The sequence below is a fragment of the Mesoplasma seiffertii ATCC 49495 genome (assembly GCF_000518725.1).
Lineage (GTDB): Bacteria > Bacillota_I > Bacilli_A > Mycoplasmatales > Mycoplasmataceae > Tullyiplasma > Tullyiplasma seiffertii.
Map to the genome: position 1 here is coordinate 1 of NZ_JAED01000009.1, position 17,949 is coordinate 17,949.

General features: G+C 31.2%; 19 protein-coding genes and 1 riboswitch. Of the genes, 18 read left to right on the forward strand and 1 reads right to left on the reverse strand.

Annotated features, from left to right (window positions below; genetic code table 4):
* Together L872_RS05085 and L872_RS0100710 are read left to right on the forward strand one after the other, a co-directional pair.
* On the forward strand, positions 1 to 455 hold a 455-nt coding region (locus tag L872_RS05085; RefSeq protein WP_036268795.1), incomplete at its 5' end, for a hypothetical protein.
* A 280-nt stretch (positions 456 to 735) separates the two neighbouring features.
* Positions 736 to 1,092, forward strand: a complete 357-nt coding sequence (locus tag L872_RS0100710; protein ID WP_027062992.1) for a lipoprotein — start codon at positions 736 to 738, stop codon at positions 1,090 to 1,092.
* A 16-nt stretch (positions 1,093 to 1,108) separates the two neighbouring features.
* Here the strand turns inward: L872_RS0100710 and L872_RS0100715 are convergent, their stop codons facing one another.
* Positions 1,109 to 1,648: an AAA family ATPase gene (locus L872_RS0100715; RefSeq protein WP_027062993.1), complete on the reverse strand. Its 540-nt coding sequence runs from the start codon at positions 1,646 to 1,648 to the stop codon at positions 1,109 to 1,111.
* 161 nt (positions 1,649 to 1,809) lie between these two features.
* Between L872_RS0100715 and L872_RS0100720 the strand changes: the two genes are divergently transcribed.
* The 16 genes from L872_RS0100720 (at position 1,810) to L872_RS0100790 (ending at position 17,899) form a co-directional block, all read left to right on the forward strand.
* A complete protein-coding gene (locus L872_RS0100720; RefSeq protein WP_027062994.1) occupies positions 1,810 to 2,454 on the forward strand; it encodes an adenylate kinase in 645 nt (214 codons plus the stop codon).
* Positions 2,454 to 3,209, forward strand: coding sequence for a type I methionyl aminopeptidase (gene map / locus L872_RS0100725; RefSeq protein WP_027062995.1), 756 nt, complete (start codon positions 2,454 to 2,456; stop codon positions 3,207 to 3,209). Before L872_RS0100720 ends, map begins: the two co-directional genes overlap by 1 nt.
* A gap of 10 nt (positions 3,210 to 3,219) precedes the next feature.
* On the forward strand, positions 3,220 to 3,459 hold the full coding sequence (infA, locus tag L872_RS0100730) for a translation initiation factor IF-1 (protein ID WP_027048432.1): 240 nt from the start codon (positions 3,220 to 3,222) through the stop codon (positions 3,457 to 3,459).
* Positions 3,460 to 3,549: 90 nt separating this feature from the next.
* On the forward strand, positions 3,550 to 3,663 hold the full coding sequence (rpmJ, locus tag L872_RS04980) for a 50S ribosomal protein L36 (protein WP_027048433.1): 114 nt from the start codon (positions 3,550 to 3,552) through the stop codon (positions 3,661 to 3,663).
* Positions 3,664 to 3,714: 51 nt separating this feature from the next.
* A complete protein-coding gene (gene rpsM / locus L872_RS0100735; protein WP_027048434.1) occupies positions 3,715 to 4,080 on the forward strand; it encodes a 30S ribosomal protein S13 in 366 nt (121 codons plus the stop codon).
* A gap of 18 nt (positions 4,081 to 4,098) precedes the next feature.
* On the forward strand, positions 4,099 to 4,488 hold the full coding sequence (gene rpsK, locus L872_RS0100740) for a 30S ribosomal protein S11 (RefSeq protein ID WP_027048435.1): 390 nt from the start codon (positions 4,099 to 4,101) through the stop codon (positions 4,486 to 4,488).
* Position 4,489: 1 nt separating this feature from the next.
* On the forward strand, positions 4,490 to 5,443 hold the full coding sequence (locus L872_RS0100745) for a DNA-directed RNA polymerase subunit alpha (RefSeq protein WP_027062996.1): 954 nt from the start codon (positions 4,490 to 4,492) through the stop codon (positions 5,441 to 5,443).
* A 21-nt stretch (positions 5,444 to 5,464) separates the two neighbouring features.
* Positions 5,465 to 5,824 carry a 50S ribosomal protein L17 gene (rplQ, locus tag L872_RS0100750; RefSeq protein WP_027048437.1) on the forward strand — a complete coding sequence of 120 codons (360 nt, stop codon included), beginning with the start codon at positions 5,465 to 5,467 and terminating at the stop codon, positions 5,822 to 5,824.
* Between the two features lie 461 nt (positions 5,825 to 6,285).
* Positions 6,286 to 7,152, forward strand: a complete 867-nt coding sequence (locus tag L872_RS0100755; RefSeq protein WP_423793461.1) for an energy-coupling factor transporter ATPase — start codon at positions 6,286 to 6,288, stop codon at positions 7,150 to 7,152.
* A 32-nt stretch (positions 7,153 to 7,184) separates the two neighbouring features.
* Positions 7,185 to 8,099, forward strand: coding sequence for an energy-coupling factor transporter ATPase (locus tag L872_RS0100760; RefSeq protein ID WP_027062998.1), 915 nt, complete (start codon positions 7,185 to 7,187; stop codon positions 8,097 to 8,099).
* Positions 8,100 to 8,113: 14 nt separating this feature from the next.
* Positions 8,114 to 9,097 carry an energy-coupling factor transporter transmembrane component T family protein gene (locus L872_RS0100765; RefSeq protein WP_027062999.1) on the forward strand — a complete coding sequence of 328 codons (984 nt, stop codon included), beginning with the start codon at positions 8,114 to 8,116 and terminating at the stop codon, positions 9,095 to 9,097.
* Complete coding sequence (truA, locus tag L872_RS0100770; protein ID WP_027063000.1) at positions 9,093 to 9,845, forward strand: tRNA pseudouridine(38-40) synthase TruA; 753 nt, start codon at positions 9,093 to 9,095, stop codon at positions 9,843 to 9,845. The genes L872_RS0100765 and truA overlap by 5 nt, the downstream gene beginning before the upstream one ends.
* A gap of 230 nt (positions 9,846 to 10,075) precedes the next feature.
* Complete coding sequence (locus L872_RS0100775; RefSeq protein ID WP_027063001.1) at positions 10,076 to 10,795, forward strand: hypothetical protein; 720 nt, start codon at positions 10,076 to 10,078, stop codon at positions 10,793 to 10,795.
* Between the two features lie 24 nt (positions 10,796 to 10,819).
* A complete protein-coding gene (locus L872_RS0100780) occupies positions 10,820 to 14,950 on the forward strand; it encodes an ABC transporter permease (protein WP_027063002.1) in 4,131 nt (1,376 codons plus the stop codon).
* Between the two features lie 262 nt (positions 14,951 to 15,212).
* Positions 15,213 to 16,436 (forward strand): PhnD/SsuA/transferrin family substrate-binding protein, encoded by a 1,224-nt coding sequence (locus L872_RS04440; RefSeq protein ID WP_051418402.1) that lies wholly within the window; start codon positions 15,213 to 15,215, stop codon positions 16,434 to 16,436.
* Positions 16,437 to 16,498: 62 nt separating this feature from the next.
* Positions 16,499 to 16,593, forward strand: a riboswitch (purine riboswitch).
* An 82-nt stretch (positions 16,594 to 16,675) separates the two neighbouring features.
* Positions 16,676 to 17,899, forward strand: coding sequence for a PhnD/SsuA/transferrin family substrate-binding protein (locus L872_RS0100790; protein ID WP_027063003.1), 1,224 nt, complete (start codon positions 16,676 to 16,678; stop codon positions 17,897 to 17,899).
* Positions 17,900 to 17,949: the final 50 nt, after the last annotated feature.

The window sequence follows — 17,949 nt, forward strand, 5'->3', positions numbered from 1 at the left end:
ATGGTAAAGAGTTTGCTGATGAAACTGCAGCAATTACGGCAGCTAAAAAGACTCAATTAGCTGATGGTGTTGAATTAGATGGTGAGCCAACAAATAGTGATCATACAATCACTATTAAAGTTAAAGCAGAAAATGGATATAAGATTGCTGATGGACAAGAAACAACATTTACTGCAACATGAGTTCAAGGGAAGAAAGATATTGATAAAGAAGCCTTGATAAAAAATATAGAAGATTTTTTAGGTGAAGGTAAGTTTGCTTCAATTGATGAAGCTACTAAAGCCATAAATGCAGCAGCTACAGCTGGAGATCTTATAGTTGAGGGTGTAGAAGTTATTATGGCAAAAGGCGATGAACCTGAAGGTTCAAAAATTCAAATAACTGTAGTTAATGAATCTGAATACAATGAAGTTAAAGAATTTTTTATTGATTTTGAAATAAAACAAAGTTTTTAGTTAAAATTGCTTTAGTCATTGCTTAAAAATATATAATCGTTAAAACATTTTAAATTTTCAGAAACTTGTCTTTTGATTTATTTTTTTCTTGTTTTGACTATTACAAAAAATGCATTAAGTCATCAGGCATTAATTTATTTTGCTAATAATGGCTTAAAATTAAAAATTTCTTTAAAAGTTCTTAACCTTAAAAATGGTTTAAGAACTTTTTTTATAATTTGTTTCTTTTTATGGAATATAAATAATATTATCTAGATAACTAATGTAAAAGGAGAACTAAATGAAAAAAATATTAGCACTGTTAGGAACTGTTGGACTAATAGCAACTACGAGTACCACGGCTATTGCTTGTGTACCGCCTAAAACACCCAAGATAATAAAGACTCCAAATTTAGATTCCTTAAAAGCAGAAATTGCTAAAGCTAAAAAAAATCAACAAGGATTAAAAACTTTTACTGCTTTTAGTAAATTACAACAGACAATTATAATTGCTGATTTTTTTGTAGCTGTTCAAACTGCAATTATAACTCGTGGGGGTGAAGAAAGTAAGGATGAAATAGCTGAAATGAAAGCTATTTTAAAAACGGCAATTGAGGAATTTAATAATTCACCACAAGAGAATGATATTTTAATTTAAAATAAATCCTGAAACATTAACGTTTCAGGATTTTCATTATTTCGTTGTATTTTTCTTCTGTGCTTAATGAAGCATCTAATTTTAAAACCGGGACTTGTTTGCTATTAATTTCATTAGTATGAGCCAAATAAGTGCCACCCTCATTAGGATCTAAATTAGTATAGTATTTCCGACATCATTCAATAAAGTCATTAGTGCAGTTACCATTTTCATCACAAGCCAACCCTGCTTTACCATGACGCGCCAATTCCCGTTCAATTAAACGTTGCATACGGGTATTTTCGTCTAAGTATAAAAAGACTAACAAATCTACATCAGCAAAGCCTTCTTTATATCAACTATAAGTTGAACCAGCAACAACATAATCTTCAAGGTTATCGATATCTTGATGATATAAGGCAATTTTTTCAGCAACGGTATTTCTGATTGTTTGATTAGTTCCTGCTTTTCAGTAATAGGAATCAGTGTCAATTCATTTAATATTATGTTTGTTAGCAATATATTCTGCTAATGTTGTTTTTCCAGTAGCACTAGCACCAATAATTTGAATTTTCATATGACCCCCGTTATTTATAATTATATTATATTTACTAAATAAGTAATAACTCGATATTTATTGATTATTTTTTGAATAGGTCTTTTTTTAAAAAAGATACAAGATAAAATAACTATATAGATTCAAGAGAGAGAATCATAGAATAGAAGAAGGACTTTAAGATGAATATAATGCTATTAGGAGCACCGGGTTCAGGAAAAGGAACTCAAGCAGAAAAATTAGTAGGGCGTTTGGGTTATACTCAAGTGTCGACTGGAGATTTAATGCGTAAGCAAATTGCTGATCAAACTGCATTAGGGGCAGAATGTGGGAAATATATGAACGAAGGAAAATTAGTTCCTGATCAAATTGTTAACGCAATTGTTAAGGATTATTTAGAAACTAACCATGAAAAGTTAATTTTTGATGGATTTCCCAGAACTCTAGAACAAGCTTTAGAATTAGAAAAAATGTTAGCTGAAGTTAACTCAAAAATGGATAAAGTAATTTATATTGATGTTGCTCAAGATGTAATTTTGAAACGAATCTCAGGAAGAATTATTTGTCCAGTATGTAAAGTTAGTTATCATGTTGAAACTCGTAAACCACTTGTTGAAGGAATTTGTGACAATGATGGAGCAACTTTAATTCGTCGTCCTGATGATGCTCCTGAAAAAGTTGCGGTTCGTTTAGCAGCTTATGAAGCTGACACTAAACCATTGATTGATTTCTATAGTAACAAACCAGGATTTATTCATATTGAAGAAGCCTCAGAATTGGATGGGGAAACTGTTTATCAAATGATTGAGAAAGAATTAGTTAAATAATGGTAACTATTAAATCATTAGAAGAAATCAATAAAATGCGAGTGGCAGGAAAAGTTTTATCAAGAGCTGTCAAGATGCTAAAAGATATGTGTCAAGTTGGGGTTAATTGCTTAGATTTAGATCGAGCATTTGAAGAATTTATTCTTGCTAATGGATGTACATCAAACTTTAAAGGTTACGGGGGATTTCCAAAAACAATTTGTGTTTCGATCAATGATCAGTTAGTTCACGGAATTCCGCAAGACCGAATTTTAGCAGATGGTGATATTGTAAGTATTGATACTGGATGTGTATATCAAGGATATCATGCAGATTCTGCATTTACTAAAATAGTTGGTACCCCAAAAGACGAAAAACATGCTATACTTATAGAGGTGACTGAAAAATCTTTGGAACTTGCAATTGAGCAAGTTAAACCTGGAACAAGAATAGGGACAATTGGAGCAACGATCCAAAAGTACGTTGAATCATTTGGTTTTGGTGTTCCCCGAGATTATACTGGACATGGAATTGGTACAGAAATGCACGAAGAACCATACGTACCAAATTATGGTACTCCAGACACTGGTATGAGATTACAATCAGGAATGGTCATTGCTATTGAACCAATGGTTCAAATGGGAACATTCAAAACTAAGGTTGCATCTGATAAGTGAACAGTGTATTCAGCAGACCACAGTATGGCTGCACACTTTGAACATACTATTTTAGTAACTGATAGTGGTAGCGAAGTTTTAACTCGTTATAAAGATTAGGAGAAATTATATGGCAAAAGAAGCAGAAATGGAATTTGAAGGTACGGTTGTTGAAGTGTTGCCAAGTGCACAATTCAAAGTACAACTGGAAAACGGCATAGTTATCGATGCACACGTGTCAGGTAAAATCCGAATGCATTACATTCGCATCTTACCTGGAGATAAGGTAACAGTCGTGATATCACCATACGACATGACACGTGGAAGAATTACTTTTAGAACAATCGCTAAGCGAAATACTAATTCGTAATTAAAAAAATATTAAGAATAAATTTAATTAATCGGGTTTCCGGTTAATTATTGCTTTTTAAAAAGCAAAACGAATACGGAGGTTCAAACGATGAAAGTTAGATCATCAGTCAAAACAATGTGCGACAGCTGTCGTGTTATTAGACGTAAAGGCCGCGTAATGATTATTTGTGCTCAACCAAAACACAAACAAAGACAAGGTTAATTCGTTTAATTAAAAATTAAATTAACAATAGTTAAGAAAGGAATACGTAATATGGCTCGTATTAGTGGGGTAGAAATACCAAATGATAAAAGAGTTGTGATTTCACTAACTTACATTTATGGAGTTGGATTATCAACATCTCAAAACATTTTAGCTAAATTAAACATTAGCGAAGATGTACGTGTTAAAGATTTAACAGAAGAACAAATCAAAGCTATTTCTACAGAATTAGCTTCAGTAAAAACTGAAGGTGAATTACGTAGAGAAGTATCATTAAACATTAAACGTTTAATGGAAATCGGAAGTTACAGAGGGTTAAGACACCGTAAAGGTCTTCCAGTAAGAGGGCAATCAAGTAAAACTAATGCTAGAACTGCTAAAGGACCAAGAAAAACTGTAGCTAATAAGAAAAAATAGGTAGAAGGAGAATAGATTATGGCAAACCAAAAATCACAAGGTAAAAAAAGAATCAAAAAAAATATTCCTAAAGGTATCGCTCACATTCACTCTACTTTTAACAACACAATTGTTACTATTAGTGATGAAAAAGGAAATGTACTTTCATGATCAAGTGCTGGTGCATTAGGATTCAAAGGTTCTAAAAAATCTACACCGTATGCTGCTCAAATGATTTCAGAAGCAGCATCAAAAGGTGCAATGGATAATGGGGTTAAAACTGTATCTGTTGAAGTTAAAGGTCCAGGACCAGGAAGAGATGCTGCTGTTAGAGCACTTCAAATTGCTGGGTTAGAAATTACTTCAATTAAAGATACTACACCAATTCCACACAACGGAGTGCGTCCAAGAAAACGCCCAAGAGGTTAATATGAAACAATTTATGAGACCAGAATTCACTCTTTTAAAAGAAGAGCAAGATAAATCATACGGGAAATTTATGGTTGAACCTCTAGAAAGAGGTTTTGGAACCACTTTAGGAAATGCAGTTAGAAGAACACTTTTAGCAGCTACTCCAGGAGCAAGTGTGTATGCAATTAAAATTGCTGGAGCATCACACGAATTTACTTCAATCCCTGGGATTGTAGAAAACGTTTCACGTATCATTTTAAATATCAAGCAATTAGTATTAAAAATTGATGCTAATATCTACACTGACGAAGAAGTTGCGGAGTTAAAAATTGTAACAACAGCAACTGGAGCAGTTACAGCGGGAGACTTAGAACTTCCAACTGGAGTTGAAGTGCTAAACAAAGATTTACACATTGCAACTGTAGCTGATGGAGGAGTTTTAGATTTAGTATTATTTGCTAAAAACTCACGTGGGTATAAATCATTTAAAGATAATACTAAAGAAAAAAACTTAGAAGTTGGAGCAATTACAATTGACTCAAACTACTCACCAATCTTGAAAGTAGCTTATAGTGTAGATTCAACAAAAATCGGTCGTTCAATCGATTTAGAAAAATTAGAAATTGAAGTAACAACTGATGGTTCAATTTCAGCTGTCGAAGCAATTTCAATAGCAGCAAAAGTTTTAGTTGCTCATTTAGAATTCTTCATTAACTTAAACCAAGAAATTAATGGTTTAGAAGTTATTGGAGTAACTGATGAAGACGAAAAAGAACTTGACAAAACTGTTGAAGAATTAGATTTCACTCAAAGAAGTTTAAATTGTTTAAAACGCGCTGGAATTGACACATTAAGAGAGTTAGTTTCAAAATCAGAAGATGAAATTCAAGAAATCAGAAATCTTGGACGTAAATCATTAAAAGAAATTAAAGATAAAGTTGCTCAACTAGGGTTAACTTTCAAACAAGTTTAATAGAAAAAGGAGGTACGAACAATGTCATATATTCAAAAAAGAGGTCAAAATACAGCTTGAAGAATTGCATTAATGCGTAACTTAACTACTGAACTTATTGTCTCTGAACGTTTAGAAATCACAGAAACAAGAGCTAAAGAATTAAGAAAACATTTTGATCACATGGTGACTTTAGCAAAACGTGGTGATTTACATGCACGTCGTCAAGCAGCAGCTTGATTAAGAGATGTAGAAGTTTCAGATAAAGAAACAGCATTACAAAAATTATTTACAGATATAGCTAAAAAATACAAAACAAGAAACGGTGGATACACAAGAATTCTTAAATTAGATAACCGTAAAGGTGATAATGCACCAATCGTAATTATCGAATTAGTATAGTCTCAAAAAAATAGGACCAAAACCGGTCTTATTTTTTTTGTTTCAATGCATTTGTAGTTTATAATATTTATAAAATACAAATAAAAATATTGGGGGAAAAAATGAAAGAATTATTTACAGAGTTTTATAAAACTAATTTAAATGAAAATGACTTAAATGAATTCAAAATAATTTTAAATAAATTTTATATTGAAACAACTGAAAAAAGTAGTGCTTATTATGCTGCAAAAGATAAGTATGCTAATAAGCAAATTACCAAAGAAGAGTTACAAAAGATTCGCTTAGAGTTTCGTGCAGTTAAAAATGAATTTGCAAAGGTAACTCAAAACAATGCGTTTAAAATTAATTTCAAGAATGCTCAAAACTTATTAAAAGCTGCTAAAAAGTCAAAGGTTGCAAGTGATATTGAAAAAGCTCATGCTGAATTTGCGATTGCAAAACATTTATATGATGAAGCTAAGTTGGTTATTAAGGAAAAAGGTCGTGGAGCATCATTACCGAAAATTTCTGAAAATGCCTTAGAAGTTCGTAATTTATCATTTAAGTATTCTCCAGATTTTCCTTATGCTTTAAAAGATGTTAATTTTGATATTAAGCACGGAGAGTATGTCACAATCATTGGACATAACGGATCAGGGAAATCTACTTTATCAAAACTATTGATTGGAGTTCTTTCAGCTGAACAAGGAGACATCAAAGTTTTCGGGAATTTAATGACTAAAAATAATCTAGATCAAATTCGTCGTTTTTTAGGAATTGTTTTTCAAAACCCTGATAACCAATTTATTGGGTCAACAGTTGAAGCTGACATTGCCTTTGGATTAGAAAATAAACGTGTTAATCCTGAAGCTATGCGTGACATTATTGTTGAAGCAGCAACTAAAGTTCGCATGGAAAACTTTTTAGATAAAGAGCCTCTAAATTTAAGTGGGGGACAAAAGCAACGTGTAGCAATTGCTTCGACGTTAGCATTGAACCCAGATATTATTATTTTTGATGAAGCAACAAGTATGTTAGATCCTAAAGGTAATCGTGAGATTAAAGAAATTATGGTGGAATTACGTAATACTCGTGAAAAAACAATTATTTCAATTACTCATGATATGGATGAAATTTTAAATGCTGATAAAGTAATTGTAATGAATGGTGGTCGCTTAGAAAAAATGGGAACTCCTGAAGAAATTCTTAAAGATAAAGAATATCTACGAGCACGTCATTTGGATATTCCGTTCTTAGCCACAGTTGAAGAGGCTTTGGAAAATGTTGGAGTTAAAGTTCAACATTCAAAAAATATGGATGAGTTGGTGAAACAAATATGCAAAAAATAACAAAATCAGATAAAGCTCTACAAAAAGAGTATATGGATCAAATTAAAGCAGAACGTAAAGCAAAGAAAAAATATGATTTTTCTGGAGATATTATTTTGGAAAATGTTTCTTATACATATTCTAAAAATTCACCGTTTGAGTTCCGTGCTTTGGATAATGCAGATTTAACTTTATCAGCCGGGATTATTACTTGTGTAATCGGGACAACTGGATCAGGGAAATCAACAATGATTCAGTTAACTAATGGGTTGTTAACAACTGAAACTGGTCGCACAGTAATTGGAGATTACCAAATTCCCGCAGCGATGAAAAAAATTAAAGAAGTTAAAGAATTGCGTAAAGAAATTGGATTGGTATTCCAATTTCCCGAATACCAATTGTTTAAAGATACTGTGGAAAAAGACATTTCATTTGGACCAATTAATATGGGTGGAAATAAACAGGAAGCTTTAGCAGCAGTGCCAAAATTATTAGAATTAGTACAACTACCAGCAGATTACTTAACTCGTTCTCCATTTGAACTAAGTGGAGGGCAAAAACGTCGAGTAGCGATTGCCGGAATTATTGCAATGGATGGAAATACTTTAGTTTTAGATGAACCAACTGGAGGATTAGATCCTCAAGGTGAAGATGACTTTATGAAGTTATTTAAACGTTTAAATACCGAGCAAAAAAAACGTATTATCATGGTAACTCATAACATGGATCAAGTTTTAAAAATTGCCGATCAAGTTGTAGTTTTACATGAAGGTAAACTAATTGCTAAAGGAACACCATTTGAAATTTTTTCTAATCAAACAATGTTGGAAAAAATTGAAATTGAACCACCAAAACTTTATCGCTTAATGTATAAATTAAAAGCAGCAGGGATTGATATTTTAAATAAACAAGTAAGAACAGTAGAAGACTTTGCTCGTGAGTATCGTTTAGCTACTACAAACGAATAGGAGGAGGCATTAATATGAGAATTACATTTGGGCGATATATTCCTAAAAATTCAATTATCCATCGTATGGATCCAAGATTAAAGTTGGTAATGATTATTTTATTAATTGTGGCAATCTTTTTCCCAATTGGTTATACAGGATACATTTTTATGAGTGCCGTAATCATGGGATTGTTTGTGTTATCAAAATTAAGTTTTAGAATGTTGTTAACATTGCTATTCCCAGTTTGTTTTATTTTTACAGTTATTTTATTTTTGAACTTTTTCTTAATGCATCCGAATTCATCACTGTTTAGTGATAATTCTGCAGCATTTGAAGGATGAGTAACTCAAACTAGCACAGGATGAGTTGGAAATCTATCACCAGAGATTAAAAATCATTTAGATGAAAATCAACTTAAGAATTTTATGGCAATTGGACATTTCTATAATTGAAAAGTTTTATGATTTAGTGAAAAAGCCGTCTATAGCGCATTATTAATGGGATGAAGAATTTACTTAATGATTACTTTAACTTGTATTTTGACAGGAACAACTCAACCATTACAGTTAACTTTAGCAATCGAAGATTTATTGTTACCATTAAGATTAATTGGAATTCCAGTATATATTTTGTCAATGATTATATCAATTGCTTTACGTATGATTCCGACTTTAATTGATGAAGCCGGAAGAATTATGAAAGCACAATCATCTCGTGGAATTGATATTAAAAACGGAAAGAAAAAGGACAAACTTAAAGGACTAACTTCATTGATTATTCCGCTATTAGTTTCAGCCTTCCAAAAAGCCGAGGATTTAGCATATGCAATGGATGCTCGTGGATATGAGCCACATGCGAAACGAACACGTTATGTGCAATTTGAATTTAAACTAGTTGACTTTGTGTTATTCAGTTTAGGATTAGCAATTGCTATCTTTGCAATTGTTTATGCTTCAATGCCAGTAACTTTTAGTTTCTTGCATATGCCACAATTAGATGCTTTAACATTGTATTAAAATGAAGTGTTTACTATCACTTAGTTATGATGGAACTGATTATAGTGGATGAATTATTCAACCAAATCAGCGAACTATTCAAGGTGAATTGGAAAAAGCGTTAAAAGCAATTACCAAGACTACTAATTTTAAAGTTTTAGGAGCTTCGAAAACTGATGCTGGAGTTCATGCGTTAGACCAAAAAGTTTTAGTAACCTTGGAGTTTGCCCCTAATTTAGATCAATTCAAAGGTGCCCTTAATAAAGCATTACCAAAAGCAATAAGAATTACTAATATCACGAAACCAGAAGCGGAATTTGATATTCGCTATCCTATTCAAAAAACTTATCATTATATAATTAATGATCAAGACGATGATATTTTTTCTCAAAGATTCGAACTTCGTTGATCAAAAGGACTTATTGATATTAAGGCGTTGCAAGAGATTATGAATCTTTTTGTAGGAACCCATGATTTTAAATTATTTTCAGGGTTGACTAGTCAAGAAGCACAGATAATCAAAACTGTTCGTCAAATTGATGAAATAACAGTTTTTCGTAATAGCAATAATCGAGTTGTGATTGAGTTTCAGGCTAAAGGATTTATTCGCTATCAAATACGAATGATTGTGGGAGCTGCATTGGCGGTTTATCAAAATAAGCATTTTTCAAAAGTAGATTTACGCGAAAAACTTCAGGGAATTGGCGAAAAATCACCAATTGTGGCCCCTGCTTGTGGATTATGTTTACAAAAAATTAAATATTCTTAAAAAAGGTGTATTATTTTATTAAGAGATATTGGTTCAAAACAATGTCGCTAAAAATAATTACCTGTTGATATAGGTTATGAGTTTCTGGATGATTCGAAAGATGAGAAGGAAAGCGTAAGTTATATGAAAATTTAATTATTCCAATATCTCTCAAAGAAACACTTATAAATGGAGTGTTTCTTTTTTTATTGATTTATTTTTGATAAAATATATTAAATATGGAGGGTAATATGAAAAAGCGTAACTTAGTAAGTTTTTGATCAAAAATTTTTCTGATAACTTTTTTTCTGTACATTGGTTCTTTGACTTCAATTGGTAAATTTGCCATTTCAACTCCAACAATTCTTTTAGCAGTTAATTTAGGATTCATTGCTGTTTCATTTGTTTATTCAAGTGTAATTTTATTGGGATTGTGTAAACTTTTACTGAAGTATCGCCAAACTAAATTATTAAGAACTAATTTTGAATTGGCTTCATCTACTTTAGTTGCTTTGTCATTATGAATTGGAACTACTTTTTTTCAGTTTGCAATTTTAATTGGAGTAGCAACAACTTCGGCAAATAGTAGTGAACTTTTTAAATTTGGAAATAGTGATTTAGCAAATATGTTTATTGCCCAAGCAGTTTTCACAGCGGTGACAATTATAACTTTTATTATCATTAGTATTGTGACATATGTACTTACTAAGACTTATGATTTTATGTTGACTGAAAGTAACACACCATTATTTGATATCTCTAATTTTATTGTGTACTTTGTAACCAAAGTAGCTGTAAGAGTTCGTGAAAAACGTAATCAAAAAATGACTCGAAAAATTATTGAAGTAAAAGGCAAAGATGACTTTAAAAAAATGTTTAATTTAAATGTTGAATTAAAAGTTAATGCTCAACAAGCATTTGCTTTGAAAGAAGCTAAAAAGGGGACAACTCCACCAAGTCTTTTGTTTTAAAACTAATAAAATGAAAGGATACATATGAAAGGCATGAGACTTATTTTAAAGAATTCATTACGAAATTCTTTTAAAAACTTATCGCAAATTTTTGGTTTGACAATGCTAGTTGCGATGCTGGCTTTAGTAATCTCGCTTATGAGTTCAATTTCAATTAGGGTATTGGATAACTATAATGCTCTAAGAGAAGACTCAAACCAACATAATATTATTTTACAAATTGACCCATTTGAAAATGTTCCGACTCAAGAAGTCAGCCAGGGAGCACCAAAAAATTTAGTTGAAGCGCAACAATATTGAATGGCTAAGCTACAAAAAGAATACAGCCGAGAAGATATTGCATTTAACTGAAGCCGAACTGAAGCTCGTAAGTTTTCACAAGTTTATAACAATGGTCATATTATGGATTTAAAGGCAATTGTTAAAACAAATTATGATGACACTAATGCAGTTGATAAATTAGTTATTTATCAAGGAACAGGTTATGATGATCAACATACAAGAAATGTTGTTTTAGACACAACTTTTGCTGCCGAAAATAAATTGGCTATCGGGGATCTTATTCGTTTACAAAAAGATTCTTTGGGGGACCAAATGCTAGTAGCTTCTCGTAACAATAAGGGAACTACTGACAAACAATTTCAGGCAATTGAAGAGTTGCAAAAAAAAGGAATTGATGAATCCTTTAATGAAGGAGAGTTTAGTAACTATGATTGATATCAAGTTTCTGGATTAGGAAATTCAGCAGACTTTGTCATGCCAATTTTGGACGCTAATACTCCAATACCAAATAAACAACGTGAAGGACTTATTTATTTACATCCAAGTAATTTTGGTCTAATTAAACAAGAAAATGGATTTTACCTATATGACCAAACTTATGGTAAATTAACAATTACTTCAAATAATGAATGAGAAAGTTTTTTCAATTTAAAAACAAAATCAGGAATAACTCCAACTAGCAATCAAATTGAAAGAATCAATGCTAGCTGAAAACAACTAATAAATATTCGCAATGAGCAAAAACGCTATGTGTATGCGATTGGTGATGATGCTTATCGTTACAATAACCGTACGCAAGCAATTGAATCAACATTAAAAATCTATCATGGAATTACTTCAATTACTTTGATCTTATTATTTATTGTTTGTCTATATACAATTGGATTAATTACTAAAAAACAAATTGATAAATCAAAATCACAAATTGGAACAATGAAAGCATTAGGATATCGTCGACGACAAATTATTTTTAACTATGTAACGACTCCGTTTATTACTGCGGTTATGGGTTCATTTATTGGATTCATTCTTGCTCAGCCAGTACAAATTATTTTAATTGACCAAGTTTCAAATTACTTTTCATTAGACTTTTCAACATGAAAATTTGATTATGTAGGATTTTTCAATGTTGTATTTATTTTATGAATTTTCCTAACCTTTATTGCCTTCTTAATGGCGCTGTTGATTTTTAAATCATCAGCATTAAATTTAATGAGCGCTAATAAGTCTACAAAAGTAACTAGATTTGGAATGGCTATCAAACGTTTAAATATGCGTAATAGCTTTGGATCAAAAATTCGTACAGCTTTATTAATTAATTCATTTGGAAAACTATCATGTGTAGGAGCAGTTGTTTTAATTGCTTCAGGAGTAATGACAGTTGCCTATGCAGCACCAAATGCTTTAAACGTTAACCGTGAAGCCGCATATAACGGAATTAATTATAATCAATTGGTTGAATTTAATGAACCAGTTGTAAATAATCCATATACATTCTTAAAAGCTTACAATAAAACAATTGCTAATCCTGAATATCGTAAAGCTAAGCTTATTAATCAACCAGGAGAATACTGAACAAACGTTCCGCTAAAAACTCTTGATAATGGTCAAACTTATGTTTATGATATGGATAAAATTATTAAGGCTTACATTAACCGACAAGTTGCTAGTGATTATTTCTCATTAATAGTTCAAGATGATGAAATTTTCACTTCAGGAGTTTTAGCTGCTAATATGAAGCTAACTAACTCTTATGGATTAAACGTTGGAATTAATTTACAAAAATTGATGGCCCAAAAAGCAACTACTCCAATTCCTGGAGATGGTTCAGAAATTATGTATATTTTTGCTTTAAATCAATGACCTGATTTAGTTAAGTTTTTTGACAATGTTAAATACAATAAAGACGACCAATTACGGGTAACTAAGGTATTTCAAGCCTTTTATAAAAAGTATATTAACTCAGTTTTCTTATCATTACCACAAATTGATTCGACAGCAAAATCAAACTCTGAAAAAATTGCTGAGTTTAATCAAGCTGAGGGAGCACAACGATATCTTAAAGCAACTGATGAATTAGTAGATAGTTATGAAATTGCAATGGAACTGAATCCAGCGATTAAAGATTTTAATCAATTAAATCATGCAATTAATGCTAAAACTCCGACACCTCCTATATTTAAAATTTCGGATGGTACTAATTTATTAGGTGAAAACCGTATCTATGATAATGATGAAGAGTTAAATTATAAAGATGATAAATATGAAACTATTGATTTAGATTCAATTAAAGATCAGGAAACTTTAGATGCGTATACTTACAAATATATGAAGTGATTTTCAATGTACTTCTTTGGAAGAATTGATCATGTTATCATTCAAGCAGCTTATTCGCGTTCACCATATTTTGTTCAACAAAATATTAAAGAAGCAGTTAAAAATGACCAAGAGTTCAATACCGCCTTTTCATTAGTGCCATTAGATGAACTTGATCAAATTGGAACATATATGAATGTTCAAAGTAAAGACGATGTCAACTTCAAAATTTATGGACTAGATAATTTAAACAATCCGTTTATGCAATTAGAAGATGAAAAAGGCAATTCGTTAAATCAAGAACTATTCAAAAATTCTAACGATAATGAAATTGTTATTAATCAAACTGTTGCCCAAAAGTTGAAGCTAAAAAAAGGTGATAATGTTGATTTAAATGTAATTAAAAAGTTATTAACTGATGAAAATAATCAACCGTATACCCTTGATCAATATACTGGGGGAAATGAATATGGATCTTCATCTTATGATCATCCATTTAGACAGTACTCTGATACAACTTCTAATTCAAAACCAATTAAGTTAGCGGGAAAAACTTTGGCTGGAGGATTGACAGATATTGGAGAAGTTTACCAATCAATACTTAAAGGTGAAAACGATATTATTGATCAAAAAACTTCGGTTACTTTCAAAGTTGCCGGAATTCATGATGGTTATGGAACAGCTGCTGCGTGAATTAGTAATCAAAATGCTAACAAGGTTTTAGGTTATGATCTTGTTGAAGAATATTTCTGAATTAATCAATTTTCTCGTCAGTGAGGAAATGAATTTAAAAATCCTATAAATGAAGAAATTTATTTAAAAAATTGAAAATTGGGAATGACTCTTGAGGAATTTAAAAAGGACTTTTTAAATTCACGTGATGCAGATGTAGCTACAAAATCACAAAAGATTTATCAAATGTTCAAAAGTTCTAATCCAGTGTTCAATTATAAATATTCTTTAAGTGAAGATATTGGAGATTTGAAAAGTACAATTTCAACTTTCCAAAAATATGGAGACTACTCACCATTTGGAATGAATGGTGGTTACAAAAATGGGGTTCTAGCCGATGGAGCAGCTGAAGGTTCAATCAAAGCCATTGTGCCAACCCAAATTAGTAAAGATATTTTAAACCAAATGTCAGACTTAGTAATGATTGTAATGATTTTTGCAATTGTCTTGGTCTTAATTATTACGTTTGTAATCATTCTGTTGACAACAAACTTGATTATTACTGATAATGCCCGATTTATTGCAACGATGAAAGTTCTGGGATATCGCAATAACTACATCGCCAAAACAATTTTAGGAATGTATTTCATTGTTATTGGAGCTACTTTTGCAATTGGAACCGCAGTTGGGTGATACGCCTACATTTCAGCGTTAACACTTGTAGCTGCCAAATCAAGCATGGTTCTGCCAATGGTATTCCCATTCTGGTTAGTTATTGGTGTAGCAGTTTCTGTGTTAGGAATTTATTTAGTAACAATTGCTTACGGATTTAGAGCAATTACGAAAGTTAATGCCACAAAAATGTTGCAAAATACTGACATATAATGTAAAAATGTTTGATTTTGGGACCAATAAGAAGGCAGAAAACTTTAATTGAATAAAAAAGATAAATTTAATTGACAAATATAAACTATTTTAGTATCTTAATAATAGCAAATTTAATAACCAAACGCCTACAGGTCCATTATGGATCAGAAGAATATCATTGTAATAGGCTGAAAATGTGGACACTTAAGCGTATCAAGCGTTTTAGTGTCCAGTTTTTTTTTTTTTTTTAGATTTGCCATGTCAAAAAAAGGAGAGAAAAATGAAAAAATTGCTAGCTATTATCGGAACTGCATCACTGACTGCAACAATGAGTGCCACAATTGTTTCTTGTAAAGGACCAGATGAATTAAAGATTGTTTTTATTCCTTCAAAAAATTCTGTGGGATTGTTAGAAACTGTCAGACCAATCGAAAACAAGTTACAAGCTGAACTTGAACAAAGATATCAAAAAAATCAGCAGCAGTTTAAAAAGAAAGTAAAAGTTTCGGTGTCAACTTCACCAGAAGCCGCTGGTCAAGCATTAGAAGCTGGAAAAGCTCATATTGCCTTTTTGCCAGTGGGAACTTACAACACATATAAAGGAAAACCAATTGACGGTTCAAATTCTTTTGATAAAGTTGGAGTCTTACTACAATCATCTCGTGCTGGAGTTAATACTGAAATTAAGTACTTCGAAAATAACCATAATCAAAAAGCCGAAATCAATAGTAAAGATTCATGAGAAGTAGCCAAACAATATAATCAAGATATGGCAGTAAAATCGGGAGATACATTTTCTCGAGAAAAATGAAGAAAAAAATATCAATCAGAAGATAAAACTCAAGATGCTTCTTACTACCGAAGCTATATTTTTGCCAATAACGAGTTTTTGAAAAGTAAAGAATATGATTTAAATAATTTTAAAAATGAAACCGAATATGTTGAAGCAACTAAAGAGTTATTATTAAATAATGATTTTACTTTAGCAAAAAGTCGAACATCAAGTGCGGGAAGTTTATATCCATTAATCTGAATGAAGTCAACTTTAGGAATGTCAAATGATGAAATTCAAAAAGTTTTTAAAAATTCTAAAACTCAGAACGATTATTTGGATGCAGCATTAAAAACATCAACTAATGCCTTACAATTTGGAACTGGATTTGCCGACATCAGATATGATAATTTAACAGAAGAACAGTCTGAACAAGCATTCAGTAAAACTCAAGTAATTGGAATTTCTAATGCCATTATTAATGATGGGATTATGTATTCTAAGAAAGCGTTAAATGATCAAGAATTAATTTACAACTTGCGTGAAAGTTTTAAAACGTTAATTTCTAAATCTGAAAATAGCAAAATTTTTGATGTTTACAATCATACAGGATATGTTGGTCCTCAAAGTCAAGAAGCTTCAAAAGAGTGAGAAAACACTTTGGATAAAAATATTACTGAAACACAAAAACAAGCTGAAGACATGGCTGATTTGATCAAGTCATGAATATAAAACTTTAAAATAATTTCTAAAATCCTTGCAAAGCGAAGCAACTCATATTATCATAACGATATAAAACTAAATATTTATAAGCCTATATATGTTCAAATAATGGTTGAATGTCTCTACGGTACACCGATGTACCACTATATGCTATTAAAAATAAGAGGCGCAATGCATGTTTTGAACAGGTGTATTGTGTCTTTTTTCTATTTAGATTTATACATAATTGTTGCTTAAGGAGAGATGAAATGAAAAAGCTATTAACAATTATCAGTGGTTTGGGGATTTTATCAGCGACAACTTCAACAGTTGTTGCTTGTGGAAACAAAGATGAGGAACTTCGTATTGTATTTATTCCTTCTAATGAGGCTACTAGTGTTATTAACACGGTTAAGCCATTGGAACAAAAACTTACAAATGAGTTGAAAACTCTTGCAGAATCAAGAGGTGAAACTTTTAAAAAGAAAGTTGTTATTTCAACTTCAACAAATTATGAAGCAGCTGGTCAATCATTGCAAGCTGGTAAAGCTGCTTTGGCATTTTTGCCAATTGGAACATATAACCAATATAAAGGAACAAAGCAAGCGGATAACCGTTATAGTGATTTAGGATTTTTACTAAATTCTACAAGAGATGCCACTATTATTGAACATGACTATTTTAAAGATGACCAAGGTGATTGAAATAATAAGGCCTTGCGTGAGTTAGAAGCAAAAGATTCTTTAGCACTTGCCAAAAATTATAATGACCATTTAAGTATTAATGAACAAGATAATAAGGAAACTATTCAAGAAAAATTAACAACGTCAGAAGCACACGCAACTTATTATCGTTCATACATTTATGCGAATAACAAATATTTAGAAGCCAATCCAATTGATTGAAATTCTGATGAAGCATACAAAGAAAGTATTAAAAAATTAGTACTTAGTGATGAAGGGAAAAACTTTTCATTGTCAGCAAGTAAAACTTCTAGTGCTGGAATGATTTATCCATTAATGTGATTGAAAAATACAATTGGACTAAATAATGAAGAAATTGTTAAAGTCTATCACAATGCTCAAACACAATCTTCATATCCAGATGTTGCTTCAAAACTAGGAACAGGACAAACTAAAATGGCGGTTGGATACTCAGATATTCGTATCGAAATTAAAGATAACCAAGAGTTAACTAAAGCTTTTAACAATTCACAAGTAGTTGGAGTTTCTGAAGGGATTTTAAATGATGGAATTGCTTATTCTCGAAAAGCTTTAAAAAATCAAACAGCATTAATTACTGATTTACGAACTGCTTTTCAAGATTTAGTTAGCAAACCAGAAAACAAGGAAATCTTTGATGTTTACAAACACTCAGGATATAATGGTCCTGGTGAAGAAGATGCTTCGAAATGAGAAGCAAGTTTGGATCAAAATATTGATTTAAACTCAGTTAAAGCACAAGAAATTATGAATCTTATTAAAGGATTATAAAATGTGCAAATAAATTAAAGAAAGGACAAAATGCATGAAAATGCATTTTG